At 71.0% G+C, this 21,987-nt stretch carries 24 protein-coding genes and 1 riboswitch; of the genes, 13 read left to right on the top strand and 11 right to left on the bottom strand.

Annotation, left to right across the window (positions count from 1 at the left end):
• Positions 1 to 111: 111 nt before the first annotated feature.
• From OG788_RS06785 to OG788_RS06770, 4 genes are read right to left on the bottom strand one after another with little or no spacing between them, the layout of a single operon-like run.
• Complete coding sequence (locus tag OG788_RS06785) at positions 112 to 1,131, bottom strand: Gfo/Idh/MocA family protein (protein ID WP_406369536.1); 1,020 nt, start codon at positions 1,129 to 1,131, stop codon at positions 112 to 114.
• A 46-nt stretch (positions 1,132 to 1,177) separates the two neighbouring features.
• Complete coding sequence (locus OG788_RS06780) at positions 1,178 to 2,104, bottom strand: ATP-binding cassette domain-containing protein (RefSeq protein ID WP_406369535.1); 927 nt, start codon at positions 2,102 to 2,104, stop codon at positions 1,178 to 1,180.
• Between the two features lie 8 nt (positions 2,105 to 2,112).
• The gene (locus OG788_RS06775) at positions 2,113 to 3,189 is read right to left on the bottom strand and encodes an ABC transporter permease (RefSeq protein ID WP_406369534.1); all 1,077 of its coding nucleotides are present in this window, start codon (positions 3,187 to 3,189) and stop codon (positions 2,113 to 2,115) included.
• Entirely contained in the window at positions 3,189 to 4,208 is a 1,020-nt protein-coding gene (locus tag OG788_RS06770; protein ID WP_406369533.1) for a substrate-binding domain-containing protein, read from the bottom strand. The genes OG788_RS06775 and OG788_RS06770 overlap by 1 nt, the downstream gene beginning before the upstream one ends.
• Before the next feature lie 292 nt (positions 4,209 to 4,500).
• On the opposite strand from OG788_RS06770, the gene iolC reads away from it, so the two are divergent.
• From iolC to OG788_RS06745, 5 genes are all read left to right on the top strand, one after another.
• Positions 4,501 to 5,493, top strand: a complete 993-nt coding sequence (gene iolC / locus OG788_RS06765) for a 5-dehydro-2-deoxygluconokinase (RefSeq protein ID WP_406369532.1) — start codon at positions 4,501 to 4,503, stop codon at positions 5,491 to 5,493.
• 37 nt (positions 5,494 to 5,530) lie between these two features.
• Entirely contained in the window at positions 5,531 to 6,415 is an 885-nt protein-coding gene (locus tag OG788_RS06760) for a deoxyribose-phosphate aldolase (RefSeq protein WP_351554848.1), read from the top strand.
• A 466-nt stretch (positions 6,416 to 6,881) separates the two neighbouring features.
• Positions 6,882 to 7,766 (top strand): 5-deoxy-glucuronate isomerase, encoded by an 885-nt coding sequence (gene iolB / locus OG788_RS06755; protein ID WP_406369531.1) that lies wholly within the window; start codon positions 6,882 to 6,884, stop codon positions 7,764 to 7,766.
• Entirely contained in the window at positions 7,766 to 9,637 is a 1,872-nt protein-coding gene (gene iolD, locus OG788_RS06750; protein ID WP_406369530.1) for a 3D-(3,5/4)-trihydroxycyclohexane-1,2-dione acylhydrolase (decyclizing), read from the top strand. The genes iolB and iolD overlap by 1 nt, the downstream gene beginning before the upstream one ends.
• Positions 9,638 to 9,728: 91 nt before the next feature.
• Positions 9,729 to 10,532 carry a GntR family transcriptional regulator gene (locus OG788_RS06745; RefSeq protein ID WP_406369529.1) on the top strand — a complete coding sequence of 268 codons (804 nt, stop codon included), beginning with the start codon at positions 9,729 to 9,731 and terminating at the stop codon, positions 10,530 to 10,532.
• Positions 10,533 to 10,767: 235 nt separating this feature from the next.
• Here OG788_RS06745 and OG788_RS06740 read toward each other — a convergent pair whose 3' ends face one another.
• Positions 10,768 to 11,928 carry a Gfo/Idh/MocA family protein gene (locus OG788_RS06740; protein WP_406369528.1) on the bottom strand — a complete coding sequence of 387 codons (1,161 nt, stop codon included), beginning with the start codon at positions 11,926 to 11,928 and terminating at the stop codon, positions 10,768 to 10,770.
• A 127-nt stretch (positions 11,929 to 12,055) separates the two neighbouring features.
• Here OG788_RS06740 and OG788_RS06735 point away from each other — a divergent pair, with 127 nt between their 5' ends.
• Positions 12,056 to 13,057 (top strand): LacI family DNA-binding transcriptional regulator, encoded by a 1,002-nt coding sequence (locus OG788_RS06735; RefSeq protein WP_406369527.1) that lies wholly within the window; start codon positions 12,056 to 12,058, stop codon positions 13,055 to 13,057.
• On the opposite strand, the gene OG788_RS06730 is transcribed toward OG788_RS06735, so the two are convergent.
• The 3 genes from OG788_RS06730 to OG788_RS06720 form a co-directional block, all read right to left on the bottom strand.
• Entirely contained in the window at positions 13,005 to 13,733 is a 729-nt protein-coding gene (locus OG788_RS06730; protein WP_406369526.1) for a TetR/AcrR family transcriptional regulator, read from the bottom strand. The genes OG788_RS06735 and OG788_RS06730 overlap by 53 nt on opposite strands.
• Before the next feature lie 43 nt (positions 13,734 to 13,776).
• Positions 13,777 to 14,472 (bottom strand): type 1 glutamine amidotransferase domain-containing protein, encoded by a 696-nt coding sequence (locus OG788_RS06725; RefSeq protein WP_406369525.1) that lies wholly within the window; start codon positions 14,470 to 14,472, stop codon positions 13,777 to 13,779.
• Between the two features lie 218 nt (positions 14,473 to 14,690).
• Entirely contained in the window at positions 14,691 to 15,254 is a 564-nt protein-coding gene (locus OG788_RS06720; RefSeq protein WP_351554826.1) for a PadR family transcriptional regulator, read from the bottom strand.
• A gap of 82 nt (positions 15,255 to 15,336) precedes the next feature.
• On the opposite strand from OG788_RS06720, the gene OG788_RS06715 reads away from it, so the two are divergent.
• Together OG788_RS06715 and OG788_RS06710 are read left to right on the top strand one after the other, a co-directional pair.
• The gene (locus tag OG788_RS06715; RefSeq protein ID WP_356749940.1) at positions 15,337 to 15,729 is read left to right on the top strand and encodes a nuclear transport factor 2 family protein; all 393 of its coding nucleotides are present in this window, start codon (positions 15,337 to 15,339) and stop codon (positions 15,727 to 15,729) included.
• A 52-nt stretch (positions 15,730 to 15,781) separates the two neighbouring features.
• Positions 15,782 to 16,156, top strand: coding sequence for a ferredoxin (locus OG788_RS06710; RefSeq protein WP_406369524.1), 375 nt, complete (start codon positions 15,782 to 15,784; stop codon positions 16,154 to 16,156).
• A 32-nt stretch (positions 16,157 to 16,188) separates the two neighbouring features.
• Here the strand turns inward: OG788_RS06710 and OG788_RS06705 are convergent, their stop codons facing one another.
• Positions 16,189 to 16,788, bottom strand: coding sequence for a histidine phosphatase family protein (locus tag OG788_RS06705; RefSeq protein WP_406369523.1), 600 nt, complete (start codon positions 16,786 to 16,788; stop codon positions 16,189 to 16,191).
• 179 nt (positions 16,789 to 16,967) lie between these two features.
• Positions 16,968 to 17,058: riboswitch (cobalamin riboswitch) on the top strand.
• A gap of 62 nt (positions 17,059 to 17,120) precedes the next feature.
• Between OG788_RS06705 and OG788_RS06700 the strand changes: the two genes are divergently transcribed.
• The gene (locus tag OG788_RS06700) at positions 17,121 to 17,342 is read left to right on the top strand and encodes a CbtB domain-containing protein (protein WP_351554814.1); all 222 of its coding nucleotides are present in this window, start codon (positions 17,121 to 17,123) and stop codon (positions 17,340 to 17,342) included.
• A 143-nt stretch (positions 17,343 to 17,485) separates the two neighbouring features.
• Positions 17,486 to 17,779 (top strand): hypothetical protein, encoded by a 294-nt coding sequence (locus tag OG788_RS06695; protein ID WP_406369522.1) that lies wholly within the window; start codon positions 17,486 to 17,488, stop codon positions 17,777 to 17,779.
• A 26-nt stretch (positions 17,780 to 17,805) separates the two neighbouring features.
• Here the strand turns inward: OG788_RS06695 and OG788_RS06690 are convergent, their stop codons facing one another.
• Positions 17,806 to 18,531 (bottom strand): HEAT repeat domain-containing protein, encoded by a 726-nt coding sequence (locus OG788_RS06690; protein ID WP_406369521.1) that lies wholly within the window; start codon positions 18,529 to 18,531, stop codon positions 17,806 to 17,808.
• Between the two features lie 477 nt (positions 18,532 to 19,008).
• On the bottom strand, positions 19,009 to 19,524 hold the full coding sequence (locus OG788_RS06685) for a MarR family transcriptional regulator (RefSeq protein WP_351554808.1): 516 nt from the start codon (positions 19,522 to 19,524) through the stop codon (positions 19,009 to 19,011).
• A gap of 154 nt (positions 19,525 to 19,678) precedes the next feature.
• On the opposite strand from OG788_RS06685, the gene OG788_RS06680 reads away from it, so the two are divergent.
• From OG788_RS06680 to OG788_RS06670, 3 genes are all read left to right on the top strand, one after another.
• Positions 19,679 to 20,194: a YceI family protein gene (locus tag OG788_RS06680; protein ID WP_406369520.1), complete on the top strand. Its 516-nt coding sequence runs from the start codon at positions 19,679 to 19,681 to the stop codon at positions 20,192 to 20,194.
• Between the two features lie 173 nt (positions 20,195 to 20,367).
• Positions 20,368 to 20,700, top strand: coding sequence for a hypothetical protein (locus OG788_RS06675; protein ID WP_406369519.1), 333 nt, complete (start codon positions 20,368 to 20,370; stop codon positions 20,698 to 20,700).
• Between the two features lie 86 nt (positions 20,701 to 20,786).
• On the top strand, positions 20,787 to 21,977 hold the full coding sequence (locus tag OG788_RS06670; RefSeq protein WP_406369518.1) for an acyl-CoA dehydrogenase family protein: 1,191 nt from the start codon (positions 20,787 to 20,789) through the stop codon (positions 21,975 to 21,977).
• Positions 21,978 to 21,987: the final 10 nt, after the last annotated feature.

Below are 21,987 nucleotides of genomic sequence, written 5' to 3'. Positions count from 1 at the left end.
GGCCGACCGGTGCGGGGCGGGGCAGCGTGGTCGAGTGCGCCGGGGGCGTTCGTCCGGGCGAGCGGACCGCCGGCGCACTCGATGACGTCCCCGCGAACAGGGCGGCCCGGCTCAGCGGTAGAGGGCTGGCCGCTCGATCAGGTCCACCTCCGTGCGGCGGCCCTCGGCCTGCGCGCGGACGCCCGCCTCGCAGACGGCCGCCGCCGCGTACCCGTCCCAGCAGCTGGGCCCGGTGACCTCGCCGCGCAGCGTGGCGTCGACCCACGCCTGCACCTCGCGGTCGTACGCCTCCATGAACCGCTCCACGAAGTCCGGCGCGATCGAACCTCCCCACCGTCCGGCCGAGTTGACCAGCATCCCGTGGGCCTCGCCGATCCGTGCCGTGCCGTTCTCGCAGACGGCCTCGGCCTGCACCTGGTACCCGAAACGGCAGTTGGCGTAGATCTCCACGTCGACGAGCACACCTCCGTCCGTCTCCAGGACGACGAACTGCGGGTCCGGGAGTCCCTCGGGCGCGTTGCCGGAGGACCTCGGCTTCAGCACCGTGACCGCGGTGATCTCCTGCCCGAGCAGCCAGCGGGCGGCATCCATCTCGTGCACGACGGAGTCGTTGATGAGCATCTGCTCGGTGAAATAGGGCAGGACATCGGCGTTGCGATGCTGGTTGTGCAGCATCAGCGGGCGCCCCAACTCGCCCCCGTCCAGGAGTGACTTGAGCCTCAGGTACTCGGCGTCGTAGCGCCGCATGAACCCGACCTGGACCCGCCGGTGCCCGAGTGCGCGCTCCGCCTCCATCACTCGCAGCGCTGAGGCCGCGTCCGGGGTCAGCGGCTTCTCGCACAGGACCGGCAGGTCGTGCTCGAACGCGGTGAGCAGCGCCGCCTCGTGAGCGGGGCCGGGGGAGGCGATGACCACGGCGCCGACGTCGTCCGACGCCAGCGCCGAGGCCGTGTCCGTGTACGCGGTGCAGCCGTCGATGCCGTCGGCGAGCCCTTTGGCCCGCTCGGCGTCGATGTCCACGACCGCGCTCACCCGCGCCCCGCTGATGACCTCGGTGATCCGGCGGACATGGTCGGCCCCCATCCGGCCGGTGCCGATGACGGCGACCCCGAGTGTTCCGTGCTGGGTCATGTGGTCGGTGGTCCCTTCGCTGGTTCAGGTGCCGCGGCGGCGGAGGTCAGGAGGTTCCGTCGGGGGAGGCCGGTGCCGGTGCCGCCGTCGGGGCACGGAGGTCCTCCGCCTCAGGGAGCTCCTCGACGTCGACCCCGCGCACTTGAGCCAACTCGTGCTTGAGCGCGGCGAGTTCGGCTCCGCCCGCCATATGGTTGGTGAGTTCCTCCAGGCTCACCTCGCCGCGGTCGGCGCTGAGTTCGAGCGTGCCGAGCCGCAGCACGCTGAAGTGGTCGCCGACCATGTAGGCGTGGTGCGGGTTGTGGGTGATGAAGATGACGCCGAGACCGCGGTCGCGGGCGGCGGCGATGTACTTCAGCACGACACCGGACTGTTTGACGCCGAGCGCGGCGGTCGGTTCGTCGAGGATGAGGACGCGGGCGCCGAAGTAGACCGCGCGGGCGATGGCCACGGACTGGCGCTGGCCGCCGGAGAGCGTGCCGATCGGCTGGTCGAGGTCGTCGAGGACGATGCCCATGTTGCGCAGTTCCTCGTCGGCGGTCCGCTTCATCCGCGCGATGTCGAGACGGCGTACGGGCCAGGGTCCCTTCGTCATCTCGGAGCCGAGGAAGAAGTTCCGCCACACCGGCATCAGCGGCACGGTCGCGAGGTCCTGGTAGACGGTGGCGATGCCCTTGGCGAGGGCCTCGCGCGGGGTGCCGAAGCGCACCGCCGTGCCGTCCACCAGGAACTCGCCCTCGCTGTGCCGGTGCAGCCCCGAGATGATTTTGATGAGGGTGGACTTGCCGGCGCCGTTGTCGCCGAGGACGCAGGTCACCCGGCCGGGGCGGACGGCCAGCGAGACGCCGTGCAGGGCGCGGATGTTGCCGTACGACTTGCCGGCGCCGCGCAGTTCCACGATCGCCGCGGTGCCGTCCCCGGGCGGGGCGTCCGGGAGAACGGCGCCCGCGGTTCCGGATCCGTTGGTTGTCATGGGTCGGTTCACCTCCGGGTCGCCGTGCGGCGGACCCACAGATTGATGAGCGTGGCGCCGAGCAGCATCACGCCGAGGAAGGCCTTGAACCAGTCGGGGTTCCAGCCGGCGTAGACGATGCCCTGGTTCACCATGCCGAACATGAAGGCGCCGAAGACCGGGCCGATCGCGGAGCCGTAGCCGCCGGTGAGCAGACAGCCGCCGATCACCGCCGCGGCGATGTAGATCAGCTCCTGGCCGACGCCCTCGCCCGACTGCACCGTGTTGAACGAGAACAGCTGGTGCATCCCGACGAACCAGGCGCCGAAGCCGACCGTCATGAACAGCGTGATCTTGGTGAAGTTCACCGGCACGCCGACCGCGCGGGCACTGTCCTGACTGCCGCCGACCGCGAAGACCCAGTTGCCGTACTTGGTGCGCAGCAGCACCCAGGTGGCCAGCGCCGCGAAGACCAGCCACCACACGACGGTGATCTTCACCTGGACGCCGCCGACGTCGAAGGACGAGGCGAAGACCTTCCTCGCCTGGCCGAAACCGTCCATGTCGCTGATGTCGTCGGTGGCGACGTTGCCGGTGACCAGCTTGGTGACGGCGAGGTTCACGCCCTGCAGGATCAGGAAGGTCCCGAGGGTCACCAGGAAGCTGGGCAGCCCGGTGCGGATCATCATCCAGCCGTTGAACGCCCCGATCGCGAGGGAGACGACGAGCGCGACGATCACACCGGCCCAGACGTTCATGGTCAGTTGGTAGCTGAGCATGCTCGCCGTCAGCGCCGAGGCGATCACCGCGACACCCGCGGACAGGTCGAACTCGCCGCCGATCATCAGCAGCGCCACGGGCAGCGCCATGATCCCGATCGTCGACGACTGGTAGAGCACGGTCGCCATCGAACTGCCGGAGCGTACCGACGGCGCCGCGATCAGGAAGAAGACGAAGACGGCGACGGCGCCGAGGAACACCCCGACCTCGGGCCGGGCGAGCAGTCGCAGCGCCAGGGAGCGCTGCGCCGTCCGCCCGTCGGTCTTCCGGGGGCCGGGAGCCGGCGGTGCGGTCACCGCCGGACCGGCCTGTTGGGCCATGCCCATCACCGGGTGCCCTTCGAGGCGAACTTGGCGACGGTGTCGACGTTGCTCTTGTCGACGAAGGCGGGACCGGTCAGGACCGGCTGCTCCCCACCACCGCTGTAATTGCCGTTGTTCTTGTAGAGCCACAGCGAGTCGATCGCCAAGTAGCCCTGCAGGTAGGGCTGCTGGTCGACGGCGAACTCGATGGTCCCCTTGCTGATGGCGCCGGTGAGGTCCTTGTTGAGGTCGAACGTGGCGATCTTCGCCTTGCTCCCGGCGTCACCGATCGACTGCACCGAGGTCAGGGCGTACGGGGCGCCGAGCGTGACGACGTAGTCGATCGCCTTGTCCTGCTTGAGCTTCGCGGTGATCGTGGACTTCACGGACGGCATGTCGGTGCCGTTGACGTACAGGTTCTCGGTGGAGCCGCTGAAGGTCTTCTTCACGCCGTCGCAGCGCTGGGTGAGGCCGATGTTGCCCTGTTCCTGGACCACACAGACGACCTTCTTGGCCCCTTCCGAGTTGAGCCGCTTGCCGAGCGCCTCGCCCGCGACCGTCTCGTCCTGGCCGAAGAACTCCGTCAGTCCGAGCTTCTTCCAGTCGCTCAGACCCGAGTTGAGCCCCACGACGGGTATCCCGGCCGAAGTCGCCTTGCTCACCACGTCCTTCATGGCGTCCGGTTTGGCCAGGGTGATCGCGATGCCGTCGACCTTCTGGTCGATCGCGTTCTGGACCAGGTTGGCCTGAGCGCCCGCGCTGGGGTCGGCGGAGTAGACGAGCCTGATGTTGTCCTTGGCGGCGGCGGCATCGGCGCCCTTGCGGACGATGTCCCAGAACGTGTCGCCGGGCGCCTGATGGGTCACCAGGGCGACCGTCATTCGGGGCGTGTTCGCCTTGCCCGCGGCGGCACCGTCCCCGTTGTCCTCGGACTTCTTCCCGCCCGAGCTGCTGGAGCAGCCGGCGGCGAGCAGTGCGGACGCCGCGGCCAGGGCCACGAGGGGGGCGATTCTCCGGGAACGGGGGTGGAACGTGCGATCCATCTTTCCAGCACCTCACTGTGCGACCGGGGGAAAGGGAACGGGACGGCGCGGGGCGCGGGGCCCGTGCGGGACCCGGACGGCAGGTCCGGGCGTGACGCGTTGATGCGGCGGATTCGTTGGGACGGGATACAAGTCCCTGTCGCACCCCCGTGTCAATACTTTGTTAAGACATCATTTCAGGAGCAGGTCCGAATGTCCGTACAAAGTCTTGACAGAGGGGAGCCGGGAGTCCTACACCTAAGGGGCACCGGGCGCCCCGTTGCCCACATCCCCCGCATCAGGAGCGTCACGCATGCCTGAGTCCGCTCTACCCCGGGTCGTCGCCGCCGAGTCCGCAGAAGCCTTCGACCTCATCACCATGGGACGCATCGGCGTCGACCTCTATCCGCTGCAGACGGGTGTGCCGATCGCCCAGGTCGACTCCTTCGGAAAGTTCCTCGGCGGCTCGGCCGCCAATGTCGCCGTCGCCGCCGCTCGCCTGGGCCGGTCCACCGCGGTGATCACCCGGACCGGGCAGGATCCCTTCGGCTCTTATCTCCACCAGGAACTCAAGGAGTTCGGCGTCGACGACCGCTGGGTCACCCCCGTCGCCGCGTACCCGACACCGGTCACGTTCTGCGAGCTCTTCCCGCCGGACGACTTCCCGCTGTACTTCTACCGGCAGCCCAAGGCGCCGGACCTGGAGATCCGCACCGACGAGCTGGACTACTTCGCCATCCGCGCGGCCCGCATCTTCTGGATCACCGGGACCGGCCTGAGCGAGGAACCCAGCCGCTCGGCCACCCTCGCCGCGCTGAAAGCCCGGGCCAGGACCGGCATCACGGTCTTCGACCTCGACTGGCGCCCGATGTTCTGGAACAGCCGCGGAGCGGAGACGGCCCGCCCGTACTACGCCGAGGCCCTGCGCCACGCCACGGTCGCCGTCGGCAACCTCGACGAATGCGAGATCGCCACCGGAGTACGCGAACCACGGGCCTGCGCCGAGGCCCTCCTCGACGCGGGAGCCGAACTCGCCGTCGTCAAACAGGGCCCCAGGGGTGTGCTGGCCGTCCACCGCGACGGCACCGAGGCCGAGGTCCCGCCGGTGCCGGTGGACGTCGTCAACGGCCTCGGAGCGGGCGACGCGTTCGGCGGGTCCCTCTGCCACGGCCTGCTGTCCGGCTGGGAGCTGGAGCGGACGGTCCGGTACGCCAACGCCGCCGGCGCGCTCGTCGCCTCCCGCCTCGCATGCTCCTCCGCGATGCCGACCGGGTCCGAGGTCGAGAACCTCCTCGCGCGCGCCTGACCGGGCTGACCGACGCCACCCCTGAACGGAGCCTGACTTGAGTATCAGCATCCCCGACCTCGTCGCGGTGCGCGCCCGGCATCCGGAGGCCATCGCCGAGGCGGCCGCCCGCCGGGTCCGCCGCCCGCTGATCGGCGACACCGGCCGCCTGATGATCGTGGCCGCCGACCACCCGGCCCGCGGCGCGCTCGGCGTCGGCGACCACCGGCTCGCCATGGCCAACCGCGCCGACCTCCTCGAACGGCTCTGCGTGGCACTGTCCCGGCCCGGCGTCGACGGGGTGCTCGCGACCGCCGACATCCTGGAGGACCTGCTGCTCCTCGGCGTCCTGGAGAGGAAGGTCGTGATGGGCTCCATGAACCGCGGCGGGCTCGCCGGCGCCTCCTTCGAGATGGACGACCGCTTCACCGGCCACCGCGCCGAGGACATCGACCGGCTCCGCTTCGACGCCGGAAAACTGCTGCTGCGCATCGACTACGACGACCCCGGCTCCCTCACGACTCTGGAGAACACCGCCCGCGCCGTCGACGCGATGGCGGCACACCGACTGCCCCTGTTCGTCGAGCCGTTCATATCCCACCGCGACAAGGCCACGGGGGCGGTCCGCAACGACCTGAGCGCCGAAGCCGTCACCCGGTCCATCGCCATCGCCTCCGGCCTCGGCGGAACCTCCGCGTACACCTGGCTCAAACTGCCCGTCACCAGTGACCCCGACGACATGGCCGAGGTACTGGAAGCGTCCACGCTGCCCGCCGTGCTGCTCGGCGGGGAGGTCGGCACGGACCAGGAAGGGGCGTACGAGAGATGGCGCAAGGCGCTGCGACTGCCCACCGTGCAGGGAATGGTCGTAGGCCGCTCCCTGCTCTACCCCGCCGAAGGCGACGTGGAAACCGCGGTGGACACCGCGGTCGCCCTCCTCTGACCCCGTTGCGCAGCCGAACGGACAGCGGAGCCGGCTCCCCGCCCCTCGCATCACCCGGGATCCCCACACCGCCCGTTACTCCGCCCCCGGGGTCCGGGCCGGCCCTACAACCTTCTTTCGCCCCCTCCGCCCCTACCCGACCCGTACCTGGGGCTCCGCCCCAGACCCCGCTCCTCAAACGCCGGAGGGGCTGAGACTGCCGTCCGCCGGAGGGGCTGAGATTGCCGACCGGCGGAGGGGCTGAAAAGGGGAGACGCACCCGCAGCCGAAATGCGGCCGGAGGGGCCGTGCCGGTACATCCCTGATGTCCGTCGCTTACGTTCGGATCGAGCAGCGGCTCCCTCATGCACTCACGTCTGATCCAGCGGCGACGGACTGGGATGTACCGGCACGGCCCCGACCCACCCACCGGACCCGAACCGGACCCGAACCCGACCCGAACCCACCCCCGTAGAGGAGCCAGCCGATGACCACCACGCACCACCTGCCCGCCGGCAAGGCCCGCACCGACGCCTACGCCGTCGAGGTCACCCCCGCGACGGCAGGCTGGGGTCACGCCGGCCTGCGGGTGCTGGAGCTGGCGCCCGGCGGGAGGCACGTCCTCGACACCGGCGACGGCGAGTGGATCGTGCTCCCGCTGGCGGGTGCCTGCACCGTCGCCGTCGACGGCGAGACCTTCCGGCTGACCGGCCGGGCGAGCGTGTTCGCCGGGGTCACCGACTTCGCGTACCTCCCCCGCGACGCCGAGGTTTCGATCACCTCCCGCGACGGCGGCAGGTTCGCGCTCACCGGCGCCCGCTGCACCCGCAGGCTGCCCGCCCGCCACGCGCCCGCCTCCTCCGTACCGGTCGAACTGCGCGGCACCGGCGCCTGCTCCCGTCAGGTCAACAACTTCGGCGCGGCAGGAGTCTTCGACTGCGAGAACCTCATCGCCGTCGAGGTGATCACACCGGCCGGCAACTGGTCCTCCTTCCCGCCGCACAAGCACGACGAGCACCACCCCGGCGAGGAGTCCGAGCTGGAGGAGATCTACTACTTCGAGTTCACCGCCCACGAGGGCACCCCCGGCCTCGGCTACCAGCGCGTCTCGCCCTCCGGGAACGGCACCGGCACGGACGTCCTCGCCGAGGTGCGCGACGGCGACGTCGTCCTCATCCCGGACGGCTGGCACGGCCCCTCCATGGCCGTGCCGGGCCACGACATGTACTACCTCAACGTCATGGCGGGCCCCGACCCCGACCGCGCCTGGCTGATCCGCGACCACCCCGACCACGCCTGGATCCGCACCACATGGCCCGAGCAGCCCGTCGACCCCCGACTGCCCCTCTACACCGCCCCCGAGAGGTCATGATGAGCCCGACGACCCGCCGTCTGACGACAGCCCAGGCCCTGGTGCGCTTCCTGTCGGCGCAGTACAGCGAGCGCGACGGCGTACGCCACCGGCTCATCACCGGCACCTGGGGAATCTTCGGCCACGGCAACGTGGCGGGGATCGGCCAGGCGCTCCTCGAGGCAGGCGAGGACGCCATGCCGTTCCACCAGGGCCGCAACGAACAGGCCATGGTGCACGCGGCGGTCGGCCACGCCCGCCACCTCAACCGCCTCTCCGCCCAGGCCGTGACCACGTCCATCGGCCCCGGCGCCACCAACCTCGTCACCGGCGCGGCCCTCGCGACGATCAACCGCCTCCCCGTGCTCCTGCTGCCCGGCGACTACTTCGCGACGCGCCCCGCCGACCCGCTGCTCCAGCAACTGGAGCACCCCGTCGAGGCCGACGTCTCCGTCAACGACACCCTGCGCCCCGTGTCGAGGTACTTCGACCGTGTCACGCGCCCGGAGACGCTGATCCCGTCCGCGCTGAACGCGATGCGGGTCCTCGCCGACCCGGCCGAGACCGGCGCGGTCACCCTCGCCCTGCCGCAGGACGTGCAGGCGGAGGCGTACGACTGGCCCGAGGAGTTCTTCGCCGAACGCGTCTGGCCCGTACGCCGTCCCGCGCCGGACCCGGTCGAACTCGCCGCCGCCGTCCGGGCGATCCGCGCCGCGCGGCGCCCGCTGATCGTCGCCGGAGGGGGAGTTCACCACAGCGAGGCGGAGGAAGCGCTCAAGGCGCTGGTGGACACCACCGGCATCCCGGTCGCCTCGACCCAGGCCGGCAAGGGATCGCTGCGCCACGACCACCCGGCCGACCTCGGCGGCATCGGTCACACGGGGACCGCCGTCTGCGACGACATGGCCCGCACCGCAGACCTGATCATCGGCGTCGGCACCCGGTACAGCGACTTCACCACCGCCTCCACCACGCTGTTCCAGGAGGCGGGCGTGCGGTTCGTCAACCTCAACATCACGGCCTTCGACGCCCACAAACTGGCCGCCCGCACCCTGGTCGCGGACGCCCGGACCGGCCTCAGGGCCCTCACGGAGGCGCTGTCCGGCCATCGCGTCGACCCGGCCTACGAGGCCGAGTACCGCGCGGGCGGGGCGCGTTGGGACGCGGTGGTCGAGGCGGCCTTCGCGGCGGACGACTCCGCGGTGCCCACCCAGACCCAGGTCCTCGGCGCTCTCGACGCGGTCGTCGGCGACGACGACGTGATCATCAACGCGGCCGGTTCGCTCCCGGGCGACCTGCACAAACTGTGGCGGGCGCGCAGTCCGCGCCAGTACCACCTCGAGTACGGCTACTCCTGCATGGGCTACGAGATCCCGGCCGGCATCGGCGTCCAACTGGCCGCCCCGGGCACGCCGGTCTGGTCGCTCGTCGGCGACGGCACGTATCTGATGATGCCGACCGAGATCGTCACCGCCGTCCAGGAGGGCCTACCCGTCAACCTGGTCCTGATCCAGAACCACGGATACGCCTCCATCGGCGGCCTGTCCGAGGAGACCGGCGGCGAACGCTTCGGCACCGCCTACCGCTACCGGGCCGCCGACGGGACCTTCACCGGAGACCCGCTCCCCGTCGACCTCGCCGCCAACGCCGCGAGCCTGGGCATGGACGTCATCCGCGCCAAGACCGTACGGGAACTGCGCGACGCGCTCGCCGCGGCGCGTGCCTCGGACCGGCCGACCTGCGTCCATGTCGAGACCGACCCGGCGCCCACCTCGCCGCCCGCCGCGGCCTGGTGGGACGTCCCGGTCGCCGAGGTCGCCTCCCGCGAGGCCGCGTCGGACGCCCGCGAACGGTACGACGGTCATGCCGCCGACCGCCGGCGCCACCTCTGACCTCTCCCGCCGCCCAGGAACGGCGTTCGGCGCGGGGGCTCCCCGGCCTCGCGTGCCGACCGTCTCCGGGGCCGACCGTCAGGACGATGCGATGGCACAGGTTCCCGACCGCCGGAGCGCCCGATCGACAGGGGTGCCGGCCGCCCCGCCCGAGGGCCTCGACCTCGACCTCCTGCTCGACCGCAGCAGCCCTGTCCCGCTCTACTACCAGCTGGCGCGGCAGTTGGAGACCGCCATCGAGCGCGGCGTGCTCGTCTCCGGGAGTCTGCTGGGCAACGAGGCGAAGCTCGCGGCCCGGCTCGGCCTGTCCCGGCCCACGGTCCGCCAGGCCATCCAGACCCTCGTCGACAAGGGGCTCCTGGTCCGCCGTCGCGGCGTGGGCACGCAGATCGTGCACAGCCGGTTCAAACGCCCACTGGAACTGAGCAGCCTCTACGACGACTTGGAGAAGGCCGGGCAGAGCCCGACGACCCGCGTGCGGCACAACGCCCTCGAACCGGCGTCCCCCGAGGCCGCCGTCGCGCTCGGCATAGCGGAGGGCAGCGGCGTGCACCGCCTGGAGCGGCTGCGGCTCACCCACGGCCGGCCCGTGGCCGCTCTGCGCAACTACATCCCGGAGGGGCTGCTCGACGTCGACACCGTCCGGCTGGAGTCGACCGGCCTCTACCGGATGATGCGCGCCGCCGGTATCACCCTGCACAGCGCCCGCCAGTCCGTCGGCGCCCGCTCCGCCACGGCGCAGGAGGCCGGCCTCCTCGACGAGCCCGTGGGCGCGGCCCTGCTCACCATGCGGCGCACGGCCTACGACGACACCGGCCGCGCCGTCGAGTACGGCACCCACATCTACCGCGCGACGCGCTACGCCTTCGAATTCCAGCTGCTCGTCCGCCCATGAGACTTCGGCACCTGTGAAGCGGGCCCACCACGCGGCCCGTGAACCCGCTTCACCGGGCCGTTCGTGACCCGGGCTCACAGGGCCCCAACTGGAGCTTCCCGGAGCGGGCTTCAGGTTCGGCGCTTCCCGGAGCGGGCCCCGACCGGAGCCTTCCGGAGCGGGCTTCCGGAGCGGGCTTCCGGGGCGGACCTTCCCGGAGCGGGCCCCGGCCCGGGTCCGCCCTGGACGCCCCGGATCACTCGGCCCCGAGCGTCACCCAGCCGCCCGACTCCGCGGAGCGCGCCATCGCGTCCAGCGCGGTCGCGCTGCGGACCGCGTCGACCAGCGTCGCACCGTACGGCGTGTTGTCGGCGACGGACCGCAGGAAGGTGTGCGCCTCGACGACCTTGAGATCGTCGTAGCCCATGCTGTTCGCCGCTCCCGGCTGGAAGGCGGCGTAGTCCCCGGCCCCCGGACCGACGTACACGGTGCTGACCGGCTGGTCCTGGTACGTCGTGCCCCGGCTGACCCTCAGCTCGCCCATGCGACGGAAGTCCCAGAACACGGCGCCCCTGGTGCCGTGGATCTCGAAGCCGTAGTTGTTCTGCTCGCCCACCGAGACCCGGCACGCCTCCAGGACACCGCGCGCACCGGAGGCGAAGCGCAGCAGGCAGTTGACGTAGTCCTCGTTCTCCACGGGGGCCGGCTCGCCGCCCGTCGCGCGCGCGTGGCCCGCGGTCGCGCCGGCCGGGCGGGCCCGGAGGGGGAGGAAGACGGCCGTGTCCGCCGCCAGTGCGTCGATCTCGCCCAGAAGGAAACGGGCGAGGTCGACGCCGTGGGAGGCCAGGTCGCCGAGGACTCCGCTGCCGCCCCGCTCCCGCTCGTAGCGCCAGGTCAGCGCGCCCTCCGGATGCGCCGCGTAGTCACTGAGGAGACGGACGCGCGCGTGGGTGACGTCGCCGATGTCGCCGGAGGCGATCAGTTCGCGGGCGGCCACGACGGCGGGCGCGTTCCGGTAGTTGAAGCCGACCGTGCCCCGGACACCGGCCCTGGCCACCGCGTCCGCCACGGCCCGGGCGTCGCCGGCGGTCAGGCCCACCGGCTTCTCGATCCAGATGTGTTTGCCGGCCTCGGCCATGGCCACACCGATCTCACGGTGCAGGAAGTTCGGCGCGGCGATGCTCACGGCCTCGACGCGCGGGTCGGCGGCGATCTCACGCCAGTCGCGCACGGCGGTGGCGAAGCCGTACCGCGCGGCGGCCTCCTCGGCCCGGCCCGGCACCTCGTCGGCGACGGCGACCGGTTCGGGCCGCAGCGCGAGGTCCGGGAAGTGGTGGGGCACGCGGGCGTACGCCTGGGTGTGCACCCGTCCCATCCAGCCGAACCCCACGACGGCGACACCGAGCGTACGCACCATGACTGCCCTTCTTTGGACCGGTCCAACTGCCTCTCGATTCAGATTGAAGCCCACATAAGGACGCGTCAACCCCTTTGACAGGCTCACCAACCCTGTGGAACGGTCCAGAGGTGGAACGGTCCAGGTCATGAGAGCTCCGACGATTCGCGACGTCGCGGAACGAGCCGGAGTGTCGAAGTCGCTCGTCTCGCTCGTCCTGCGCGGCTCGGACCAGGTCCGCGAAGAGAAGCGGCAGGCGGTGCTGGCCGCCGTCGAGGAGCTCGGCTACCGGACCAACGCCGCGGCGCGCAGCCTCAGTGAGCGGCGCACCCGAACGGTCGGCGTGCTCCTCAACGACATGCGCAACCCCTGGTTCGTGGAACTGCTCGACGGGCTCAACTCCCGGCTGCACGACGCCGGTCTGCACATGCTGCTCGCCGACGGCCACCTCAACCGACGGCTCGGCGAGGACCTCACCCGGACCTTCCTGGACCTGCGCGTCGACGGTCTGATCGCCGTCGGCACCCTCCCGGCCTCCGAAGCGCTGCGCACGGCCGCCGGACGGATTCCGACCGTCGTCGCGGGCGCCCGGGAGCCCGAGCTGTCCGGCGTCGACATCGTCGCGGGCGACGACGAGCACGGCGCCCGCCTCGCCACCGAACACCTCGTGGGCCTCGGCCACCGGCGCATCGCGCACATCGCGGGCCATGGAAGGGCGGGCACGCTGCGCCGGCGCGGCTTCGAGGCGGTCATGCGCGAGCACGGACTGACCGGGACGGCCGTCGTCGAGCAGGGCGACCTGACCGAGGAGGGCGGCTACCGGGCGACGGTACGGCTGCTCAGCGCGCCCGAACGCCCCACCGCCGTCTTCGCGTTCAACGACATCGCCGCGATCGGCGCCCTCTCGGCCGCCGAGGAACTGGGCCACCGGGTGCCGCGCGACCTCTCCCTGGTCGGGTACGACAACACCTACCTCGCGCGCCTTCGCCACGTGTGGCTCACCACCGTGGACAACGCCGGCCAGGACATCGGCCGCCGCGCCGCGCATCGTCTGCTGGACCGTATCGAGGACCCCGCCCGCCCCGGCGAGGTCGTCCTCACCGCTCCGGCCCTCGAAGTCCGCGGCACGACGGGACCGCCGGGCGCCTAGGGCCGTCGATCGGATCAGGTCGCAGGGCGCGGACAGTGTCGCGGACGGGCGTGCCGGCCCCCACGTCCGCGGCATGATCCGGACGACAGCCCCAGGGTTCGCCGGCCGCATCCGCGGGTGTGCCGAGCAACCCCGTCAGCAGGGCGTCCGCGGCCGGAGCGAGCAGCCGCCCGCCGTCGGGCGCCGACTCCAGCCCGGCCACCAGCGCGAGACAGATGTCCGCGGCCTCGGCAGGCTCGACACCGGCCGGTGACCGGGCTCCCGTGTCCGCCGCGGTGAACAGCGCGATCAGCAGCCCCCGCAGATCACCGGTGAACGCGTGGCAGATGTCGCCGAACAACCGGGCCTTCTCGTCGAGGAGTTCGGCGGTGTGGGGGGAGTCCCCGGCCAGACCGCGCGCCAGGTCGAGCTTGGCGGCCAGGACGCCCCGGACGCGTTCGGCGTACGGGGCGTCCTCGGCGCCGGCCGCCCGGCGGGCCCGTAGGAGCGCCCGCTCGTGCAGGCGCCCGGCGAGGCGCCGGAAGGCGTCGTCCTTGCCGTGGACGTACTGGTAGACCGCCGACCGGGACACCCCCATGGCGGAGGCGATGTCGTCCATCGTCGTGCGCCGCACGCCGTACCGGGTCAGGCAGACGTAGGCGGCGTCGAGGACCTCGTCCAGCCGGTCACCGGGCATCGCTGGGACCGGCCGGGCTTCGCGGGCCGGGGCGTGTCATGGCTCAGGCCAGCTTCTTGAGCAGTTCCACGGCGAGCGGGGCCGACGAGGCCGGGTTCTGGCCGGTGACGAGGTTGCGGTCGACGACCACCTTCGGGGCCCACGGCTCGCCCTCCTGGAAGTCCACGCCCGCCTCGACGAGCCGGTCCTGGAGCAGCCACTTGGCCCGGTCGGCGAGACCGGCCTGGGTCTCCTCGGCATTCGTGAACGCCGAGATCCGGTAGCCCGCGAAGGAGTTGGAGCCGTCCTCCCGGGTGGCGGCCAGCAGCGCCGCCGGGCCGTGGCACACCACACCGAGCGGCTTGCCCGACTCCAGCGCGAGGGTGAGCAGCCTGCCGGAGTCGGCGTCGGCCGAGAGGTCCTCCATCGGGCCGTGGCCGCCCGGGTAGAAGACGGCGGCGTAGTCGTCGAGGTTCACCTCCGACAGCTTGAGCGGCTGCTGGAGCTCGGTCATGGACGCGAGGGTGCGGGCGACCTTGTCGGCGCCTTCCTGGCCGCCGTTGTAGTCGGGAGCCAGGCTCCCCTTGTCCACGGTCGGCACGACGCCGCCCGGGGTGGCGACGACGACGTCGTGCCCGGCCGCCTTGAAGGCCTCGTACGGTGCCGCGGCCTCCTCGGCCCAGAAGCCGGTCGGGTGCAGGGTGCCGTCGGCGAGCGTCCAGTGGTCGGCGCCGGTCAAAACGAAAAGGATCTTCGACATGGTGCGTTTCTCCGAGGGTGCGGGCCCGGACGGACCGGGGAGGGATCTTGGCCGTACGCCCTGACGTTCTGTGCGCGGATCGTCGGGGCGGCGATGTCTTCGACCGTATGCGCGCCGGACATAGGTGACCAATAGGGAACCCGCTCGCAGCCATAGGCCATCCGATGGGGGCGCGGGAATACCCGCCGGCCGCGGCGGCGGCCGGGGCCCGCGACCGCCTAGCGGGGCACGGACGCGCGCCGCTCCAGGACCCGCAGCGCCTGCTCGGCCCAGTCGATGATCGCCTGCTCGAAGGCGCGTCCCCCCAGGAGAGTGAGATACGGGCCGACGCGCTCGGCCCCGGCGAGGTACTCCTCCTCGGTACGGCCGTCGAGGAGGCGGGCGCCGATCCGGTCGTAGTGCGCCAGCTTGGCGCGCGCCGACTCCAGCCGCTCGGCGATCGCCGCCCGGACGGCGTCGGCGTCCCCCTCGTCGAGGGCGTACACCTTGACCATCAGCTCGTCGCGGATCGCGGTGGGCCTGGCGGGACCGGCGGTGAAGGCGGCCAGGGTGCCGAGGCCGGCCTCGGTCAGGGAGAAGACCCGTTTGTTGGGCCGGCGTTCCTGCCGCACGAGCCGGGCCTCGATGAGCCCGTCCGACTCCATGCGGTCGAGTTCCCGGTACAGCTGCTGCGGGGTCGCCATCCAGAAGTTGGCCACCGAGGCGTCGAACCCCTTGGCCAGGTCGTAGCCCGACGCCTCGCCCTCCAGGAGCGCGGCCAGAACTGCGTTGCGCAATGCCATCCTCCAAGGCTAGACGGCATGCACCCGCACGACTAATCTGATCCGCACCTAATCAATTAGTTGAGTATGAGAGGTGGGCGCGATGAACTCCTTCCGCAAGGCCGTGGAGGCCGGGGACCTCGGCGCGGTCGAGGAGCTGCTGGCCGACGACGTCGTGTTCACCAGCCCGGTCGCCTTCAAGCCCTACCCGGGCAAGGCGATCACCGCGGCCATCCTGCGCGGCGTCTGGCGCGTCTTCACCGATTTCCGCTACGTGCGCGAGATCGCCGGCGCCGACGGCCGTGACCACGCGCTGGTCTTCACCGCGAAGGTGGGCGACAAGGAGATCAACGGCTGCGACTTCCTGCACTTCGACGAGGACGGACTCATCGACGAATTCACCGTGATGGTGCGTCCGTTGACGGCCGCGCAGGCGCTCTCCGAGGCGATGGGAGCGCAGTTCGAGCAGATCTCCCGCGAAGCGGCCGGCGCCTGAGGTCTCTGCCCCCGCGCTGTTTGAACCGACTCCCTCCGGCTACCCGGCCGTTGTGACGACGACGACTTCCCAGCAGGAGCTCTTCCGGTTCCTCGAGGACCGCTTCGCCTGCGCACAGGCCTGCGCCGACTGCGCGCTGGCCTGTGCGCTGGGCGCGAGCCTCATGGATCCGGACGGGCCGAAGGAACACGACCTCGCGCGGCGCAAGGGCATCCAGTGCGCGGAGGCGTGCGAGGCGACCTGCCATGTCCTGTCCGGGCAGCCGGAGCAGAGCGAGCGGCGCATCCGCGCCCAGCTGGAGTGGTGCCGTGATGTCTGCCTGGAGTGCGCGGACGTCTTCGACAGGCACCCCGGCGCGGAGATCGCGGCGAAGACCAGTCGCACGTGCGCCCAGGCGTGCGCGGACTTCATCGCCACGTTGCGCTGAGGGCGCGGGCCCTCGGGTCCGGTCGACTCAGCTCAGTTCGGTTCGGCTCGGCTCGGCCAGACGAGCGGACGCCCGGCGCGGACGTTCCAGCGCCCCGCGCGTCCGCTGAACTCCGTGACGGTGAGCGGCGGCACGTCCACACGCCAGAACGCCGACTCCGGCGCCCCCAACACCCGTACCACCAGGGCCCGTACGACCTCCGGCTCCACGACCGCGACGGTGCGGCCCCCGTACTCCGCCGCCGAGTCCAGGCGCTCCGCGACCCGGTCGCAGAACGCCCGCACCGACTCCCCGTCGTGCGGTGCCGACGCCGGATCGGCGAGCCACCGGGCCACCGCCTCCGGTTCCTTCGCGCTCACCTCGGCCAGGGTCGCACCGCACCAGCGGCCCACGTCCAGACCGGCCAACTCCGGTGCGTCGACGCCGTCGTCGAGCCCGAGGGCTTCCGCGGTCTGCTGGCACCGCGCGGTGGGGGAGACCCACAGCCGGCCCCCGGCGGGCACGGCGCCCGCAGCGGCCGCCGTCCGGGCGGCCCGCAGGCCCGCGGCGTCCACCGGAGACCCGTCGTCGAAGCGGGCCTCACGCAGCGCCTCGCTGATCGCCGCGGAGATCAAGATCACTCGGCTCGTCATGCCATCACTCTCATACGTTCCTCATACGTTCTGGACCGTGCCCGGAGGCAAATACCTGATCCGGCAGGGCGGTTGCCGTGCTGCCCGGCGCACGGGGCGCACATGGTGCGGGGCGTGCGCGCCCTTGGCCGGGACCCGGCTTCGCGGTACGGTCGCGTGGATATTGACGACGGTTCGGCGGAAGCCCGGTGGAAATCCGGCACGGTCGCGCCACTGTAAGCCCAGCACACGTCGCTCCGGCCAGGGGTGATGGGTCGGGCCAAGTCAGACCCGTGGCTGTCGTCCTGTGCACCACCGAGATGGGACGCGAGTTCCCCAGGAGGTTCTGCCCCATGGCGCAGTCCGTCGCTCAGCCGACCGTCACCCCCACCGTCGTTCCCGCCAAGCTGCCGATCGGGTCGATCGTCCCCTGGGCGGCCTTCTTCGGCATCCTGATGCTGGTCCTGCTCTACTTCGTCGGCGCCGAACAGGGCGCCACCTCCCTCGTGTCGGGCGAGAACGTCCACGAGTGGGTCCACGACGCCCGCCACCTGCTCGGTTTCCCCTGCCACTGACGGCGACGAGGAACGCGCGGGCGGGCCCCGCCCGGACCGGCACCTGCCGGGCTCCGCCTCCCGCGGCGGCGCCCGGCCCCGGACGCGCCATTGACGGACCGCGGGCGGGTCCGGACGATGGCGTCCCTGCGGTTCTGCTGCGTGTGCGGGCCGTTCTCTCCGCCGGAGAGAACCTGGGGATCTGCGTCACGGCCCTGCTCCCGCTGACCTCGGCCGTGCTGGGCGCTCTCGACGCCGCGAGCGGCAAGGCGCTCTCCGCGGCCACGCTCGCGACCCTCGCCCTGCCGGCCGGCGGCCTGCTGGGCAGCAGGCGGCAGGTCGGGGAGTTGGCGGCCGAGGTACGGGCGCGTGCCGCCGGAGACGTCTCGTTCATCGGTGTGGTGTCCGGCTCGACGAGTCGCGGATGGCACGCTTCGCCGTCCGGGTGGGAAAGTTGACGACCACCCGGTCGGGCCGGGGGCCATCACAGATCCGAGGCGTCGATCCAACAAATCGTCGCTACCAGATCGGGAGCCTTGTCAGTCGCCTCGGCTGCCAGAAGTGCCCAATCCCGGCAGTCGGCCACGATCTGACCCCAGGACAACTGGCGGTCGATGTCCCAATCGATGCCCGGGCCGTGGCCTCCGAAGGCCCCGTTGTCCTGCCTGATCCGCCATACCTGGAAAGAGAGCACCGCCTGATCGTGAGCGGCAAGATCCTCGATGACTTCGGCAAGGTGAGCCGTCGGCCATGCCGGATCCAGGTTGTCCAGCGAGGCCCGCAGTGCAGCGGCCCGAGGCGGGATCACGATCTCGCGGGCTCCGAGATCGGCCAGTGCCCAGCGAAGTGCCACTCCTTCGCTGTCGTCGGGGGCCTCGCCTCGCTGCCGGAAGGCTTCATAGGCTCGTTGAAGAGCCGGCACGGCACGCTGGATCTCCAGGTCCGCCAAGGCTTCGGCCGCCCATTGGCGGACGGTGGCGTTCTCGCTGTCCAGCAGGTCGACAAGCACGTCTCCCGGCCGCGTGTCCTTCAGCGCTGTGAAGACCTCGATGGCGCAGAGCTGCCCGAAGGCCCCGAGGTGAGGCGCTGCCGCGATCAGCTCGTCCAGCACCTCTGGCCCCATGGCGATCAGCGCATGCTGGGCATCTTCTGCCACCTCGCTCGAATCCGCATCGAGCTCGCCGACCCGCTGAGTGACCGTGCTGTCCATGGCCACGAAGTCTGGCTCATCTCATCCACCCCGACCACTCAATAGTCCAGACGCCTCGTGCCCGCGACAGATGCGAGCCCTCGGTCCAGCCCGCTGGGACTCTCGGCTCGCGAGCACCGAGTGGCACGTGGTGGACACTGTCAGCCACACGAAAGCGCAGGTGAAACCGGCCTACCGCAGCGACAGATACAGATATCCGTCTGCTCATCCGTCGGAAACTCAACCGGCACCCCGGCGCTCCGGACAGTCGATCAACAACGACTGCCGAAGGCTCCGCCCAACCAGAAGCCCAGGTCAACGCCTCCCCAGGGCCCTCGTGGGTTTAGCGCCGGTTTTTGTTCCGATGTTCCTCAACCCCCGTGCCGGCCGTCGTGCTGGGCGCCGGCGCCGGCGTCGATGTTCGGCGGGTTCGCGTCGTGCCGCTGTCCGTAGGCTCCGTCCCGACTTCTGGCGAGCTCCGGGTTCGGTTCCCTGTTGCTACTTCTTCTGCTGGGTGGTGTGCTCCTCGGAGCCCTGGCTCGTCGGTAGCAGGTACTGCAACTGCGTGTACCGCTGGGCGCAGGCCGTTCGTGCGATGGCCTCGGCGACCGCGTCGGCGAGCGGGCGGGATGATTCGCTCAGCAGGATGCGGGCCTTGTCGGTGAGGGCCACTTCGACGCCGCGTCGGTCGCCGCATGCGGAGTTCTTGGTGATCAGTCCCGAGTGCTGCAGGCAGGCCACCTGGTAGGTCAGCCGCGTCTTGGGGCGGCCCAGCAGTTCCGCGATCCGTGTCATCCGCAGGCTGGAGCCGGGCTGATCGGCGAGCAGGCACAGCACCAGGAACTCGTCGTGTGAGACCCCCGTCGCGTCCTTCACCCGCGAGCGGAGCTGCTGCTCGATCGTGCCGGCCGCGGCCAACAGCCGCATCCAGGAGCGCAGTTCGGCGGGCAGCAGCCCGGTGTCGTCTGACGGCTCGCGTTCGGGGTGATCGGCGGGGGCGGGAGAGTCGGCCATGGTGTCACAGTCTAACGGTTGTCCATTTTTGGATAACCCGCTAGCGTGCGAGCAGTCATCCAAATTTGGACTACCGGAGCGGCGCAGTCCCGGCGCTCCGGTCGCGGACGTGGCTTCCCCGCTCCTTCCTCCTCACCCCTTCTGGAGAACTCCCATGACCGTCGTCATCGAAACCGGCCTGTGGCAGCTGGATCCCGCCCGGTCCACCGTGGCCATCGCGCATCGGACCATGTGGGGCCTGGTCACGGTGAAGGGCGTCTTCGGCAGCGTCACGGGAGAGGGTGAGATCAGGACCGACGGGACCGCCCACGGCGTTGTCAGCGTGGACGCCACGTCCCTGGACACCAAGAACGCGAAGCGAGACGAGCACCTGCGCGGCAGCGACTTCTTCGACACCGGAAACCACCCGACCATCTCTTTCGCCGTCCACGACGCAGCGGTGCCCCAGAACGACACCGCCGAGATCACCGGCCAGTTGACCGTCCGGGGTGCCAGCAGCCCGCAGACGGTCACCGCCCACGTCGCCGCGTCGAGTGACGACACGATCGGCCTCGCCATGGAGTTCACCGTGGACCGGGAGCAGTTCGGGATGGGCTGGAACCAGCTGGGCATGATCCGCGGCCGGGCCACCGTCACTGCGACACTCACCTTCGCCCGTACGGTCGCCTGAAGAGCCGGTGGGCCCGCCCCCTGAGCCGGACACGCGCAAGGGTGGCAGTGGTCCGCCAGGACGGCACCCGGTTGGGTCCTCGGTCTTCCGGCCCGCTTCGACGGCTTCCAGCAACGCCCGGGTCCGTGAGCGCTTTTGGGCGCATACCACACGGACACCGGTCGGCGCGACCGGTGGAAGCGGGCGAGGCTGCGCTTCGGCAGACGGGGCTGCGCCCCTCGATCGACCTGCTGCGCGAGCTGATGGAGAGACCGGGGGCCGGGGTCCGGGTCGAGGTGCGATTCCTGCCGTTCGTGCCGGCCTTCGGGCTGGTGGTGCTCGATCCGCGGCGGCCGGGCGGCATCATCCACGTCGACATCTCCTCGCACAGTCCCGCGAGCGGGGACGCGGTGTTCACGCTGCGTCCGGATCGCGACGGGCCCTGGTTCGGGCATTTCCACGCCGAGTTCGAGCGGGTAGGGGAGTACGGCCGCCCGGCCGGGCCCTCCGACGGGTTCCCGGGCTGAGCTTCCCCGTCATCTGCATTCCCAATTTCTGAAACACGTTCTACGGTGTGCGCCGTCAGGTCGGGCTCGGGGAGGCAGGAGGCGCCGTGCATCTCGAATACACGCCGGAGCAGCAGCGGTTGCGCACCGAACTGCGGGTCTACTTCGCTGAGTTGGTACCGGACAACGCCTACGCTCGGTACGGCGATCCGGCGGCGCAGAAGCGGTTCTACCGCGAGACGATCCGTCGGCTCGGCACGGACGGCTGGCTTGGGGTGGGCTGGCCCAAGGAGTACGGCGGGCGAGGTCTGAGCCCGATGGAGCAGTTCATCTTCTTCGACGAGGCGGCGCAGGCCGGGGTGCCGCTGCCGCTGATGGCGCTCAACACCGTCGGGCCGACCATCATGCAGTTCGGAACGGAGGAGCAGAAGTCGTTCTTCCTGCCGAAGATCCTCTCCGGCGAGCTCGACTTCGCGATCGGCTACAGCGAGCCCGACGCCGGGACGGACCTCGCCGCGCTCCGGACCAAGGCCGTCCGGGAAGGCGACGAGGAGACCGGCCATTACACGGTCGACGGCCAGAAGATCTGGACGACCAACGGCGACACGGCCGACTGGGTGTGGCTCGCCGTCCGCACCGATCCGGAGGCCCCGCCCCACAAGGGCATCACCATGCTCCTCGTACCGACCTCCGACCCCGGCTACTCGTGCACCATCATCAACACGCTCGCCTCGCACGACACCACGGCGAGCTACTACGAGAACATCCGCGTCCCCGTCACGCGCCGGGTCGGCGAGGAGAACAAGGGCTGGCGGCTGATCACCAACCAGCTGAACCATGAGCGCGTCACCCTCGCGGCGCACGGCACCATGGCCATCCGCGCCCTGCACGACGTCCAGCGCTGGGCGATGGAGACCAAACTCGCCGACGGCCGCCGCGTCGTCGACCTGCCCTGGGTTCGCCGCCTCCTCGCCCGGACGCACACCAAACTGGACGCCATGAAACTCCTCAACTGGCGGATGGTGAACGCCGTCCAGGAGGGCACGCTCACCCCGCAGGACGCCTCCGCCGTCAAGGTGTACGGCTCCGAGGCGCGCCGGGACGCGTACGCCTGGCTGATGGAGATCGTCGCGGCCCCCGGTGTCCTCAAGGAGGGCTCCGCCGGGGCCGTCCTGCACGGCGAACTCGAACGCGGCTACCGGTCGGCGGTGATCTTCACGTTCGGCGGCGGGAACAACGAGATCCAGCGGGAGATCATCTCGTGGATCGGACTGGGGATGCCCCGGGTGCGGCGCTAGCGCGCTGTGA

Source organism: Streptomyces sp. NBC_00647, assembly GCF_045207245.1.
Classification (GTDB): Bacteria; Actinomycetota; Actinomycetes; order Streptomycetales; family Streptomycetaceae; genus Streptomyces.
Note: the sequence above shows the minus strand (reverse complement) of the source record. Positions and strands in the feature narration are given on the sequence as shown.

Bases quoted from the DNA above. Each gene is read 5' to 3' on its own strand.
- OG788_RS06785 (WP_406369536.1), bottom strand. From the start codon at position 1,131: ATGACCCAGCACGGAACACTCGGGGTCGCCGTCATCGGCACCGGCCGG.
- OG788_RS06780 (WP_406369535.1), bottom strand. From the start codon at position 2,104: ATGACAACCAACGGATCCGGAACCGCGGGCGCCGTTCTCCCGGACGCC.
- OG788_RS06775 (WP_406369534.1), bottom strand. From the start codon at position 3,189: ATGGGCATGGCCCAACAGGCCGGTCCGGCGGTGACCGCACCGCCGGCT.
- OG788_RS06770 (WP_406369533.1), bottom strand. From the start codon at position 4,208: ATGGATCGCACGTTCCACCCCCGTTCCCGGAGAATCGCCCCCCTCGTG.
- iolC (WP_406369532.1), top strand. From the start codon at position 4,501: ATGCCTGAGTCCGCTCTACCCCGGGTCGTCGCCGCCGAGTCCGCAGAA.
- iolB (WP_406369531.1), top strand. From the start codon at position 6,882: ATGACCACCACGCACCACCTGCCCGCCGGCAAGGCCCGCACCGACGCC.
- iolD (WP_406369530.1), top strand. From the start codon at position 7,766: ATGAGCCCGACGACCCGCCGTCTGACGACAGCCCAGGCCCTGGTGCGC.
- OG788_RS06745 (WP_406369529.1), top strand. From the start codon at position 9,729: ATGGCACAGGTTCCCGACCGCCGGAGCGCCCGATCGACAGGGGTGCCG.
- OG788_RS06740 (WP_406369528.1), bottom strand. From the start codon at position 11,928: ATGGTGCGTACGCTCGGTGTCGCCGTCGTGGGGTTCGGCTGGATGGGA.
- OG788_RS06735 (WP_406369527.1), top strand. From the start codon at position 12,056: ATGAGAGCTCCGACGATTCGCGACGTCGCGGAACGAGCCGGAGTGTCG.
- OG788_RS06730 (WP_406369526.1), bottom strand. From the start codon at position 13,733: ATGCCCGGTGACCGGCTGGACGAGGTCCTCGACGCCGCCTACGTCTGC.
- OG788_RS06725 (WP_406369525.1), bottom strand. From the start codon at position 14,472: ATGTCGAAGATCCTTTTCGTTTTGACCGGCGCCGACCACTGGACGCTC.
- OG788_RS06720 (WP_351554826.1), bottom strand. From the start codon at position 15,254: ATGGCATTGCGCAACGCAGTTCTGGCCGCGCTCCTGGAGGGCGAGGCG.
- OG788_RS06715 (WP_356749940.1), top strand. From the start codon at position 15,337: ATGAACTCCTTCCGCAAGGCCGTGGAGGCCGGGGACCTCGGCGCGGTC.
- OG788_RS06705 (WP_406369523.1), bottom strand. From the start codon at position 16,788: ATGACGAGCCGAGTGATCTTGATCTCCGCGGCGATCAGCGAGGCGCTG.
- OG788_RS06700 (WP_351554814.1), top strand. From the start codon at position 17,121: ATGGCGCAGTCCGTCGCTCAGCCGACCGTCACCCCCACCGTCGTTCCC.
- OG788_RS06690 (WP_406369521.1), bottom strand. From the start codon at position 18,531: ATGGACAGCACGGTCACTCAGCGGGTCGGCGAGCTCGATGCGGATTCG.
- OG788_RS06685 (WP_351554808.1), bottom strand. From the start codon at position 19,524: ATGGCCGACTCTCCCGCCCCCGCCGATCACCCCGAACGCGAGCCGTCA.
- OG788_RS06680 (WP_406369520.1), top strand. From the start codon at position 19,679: ATGACCGTCGTCATCGAAACCGGCCTGTGGCAGCTGGATCCCGCCCGG.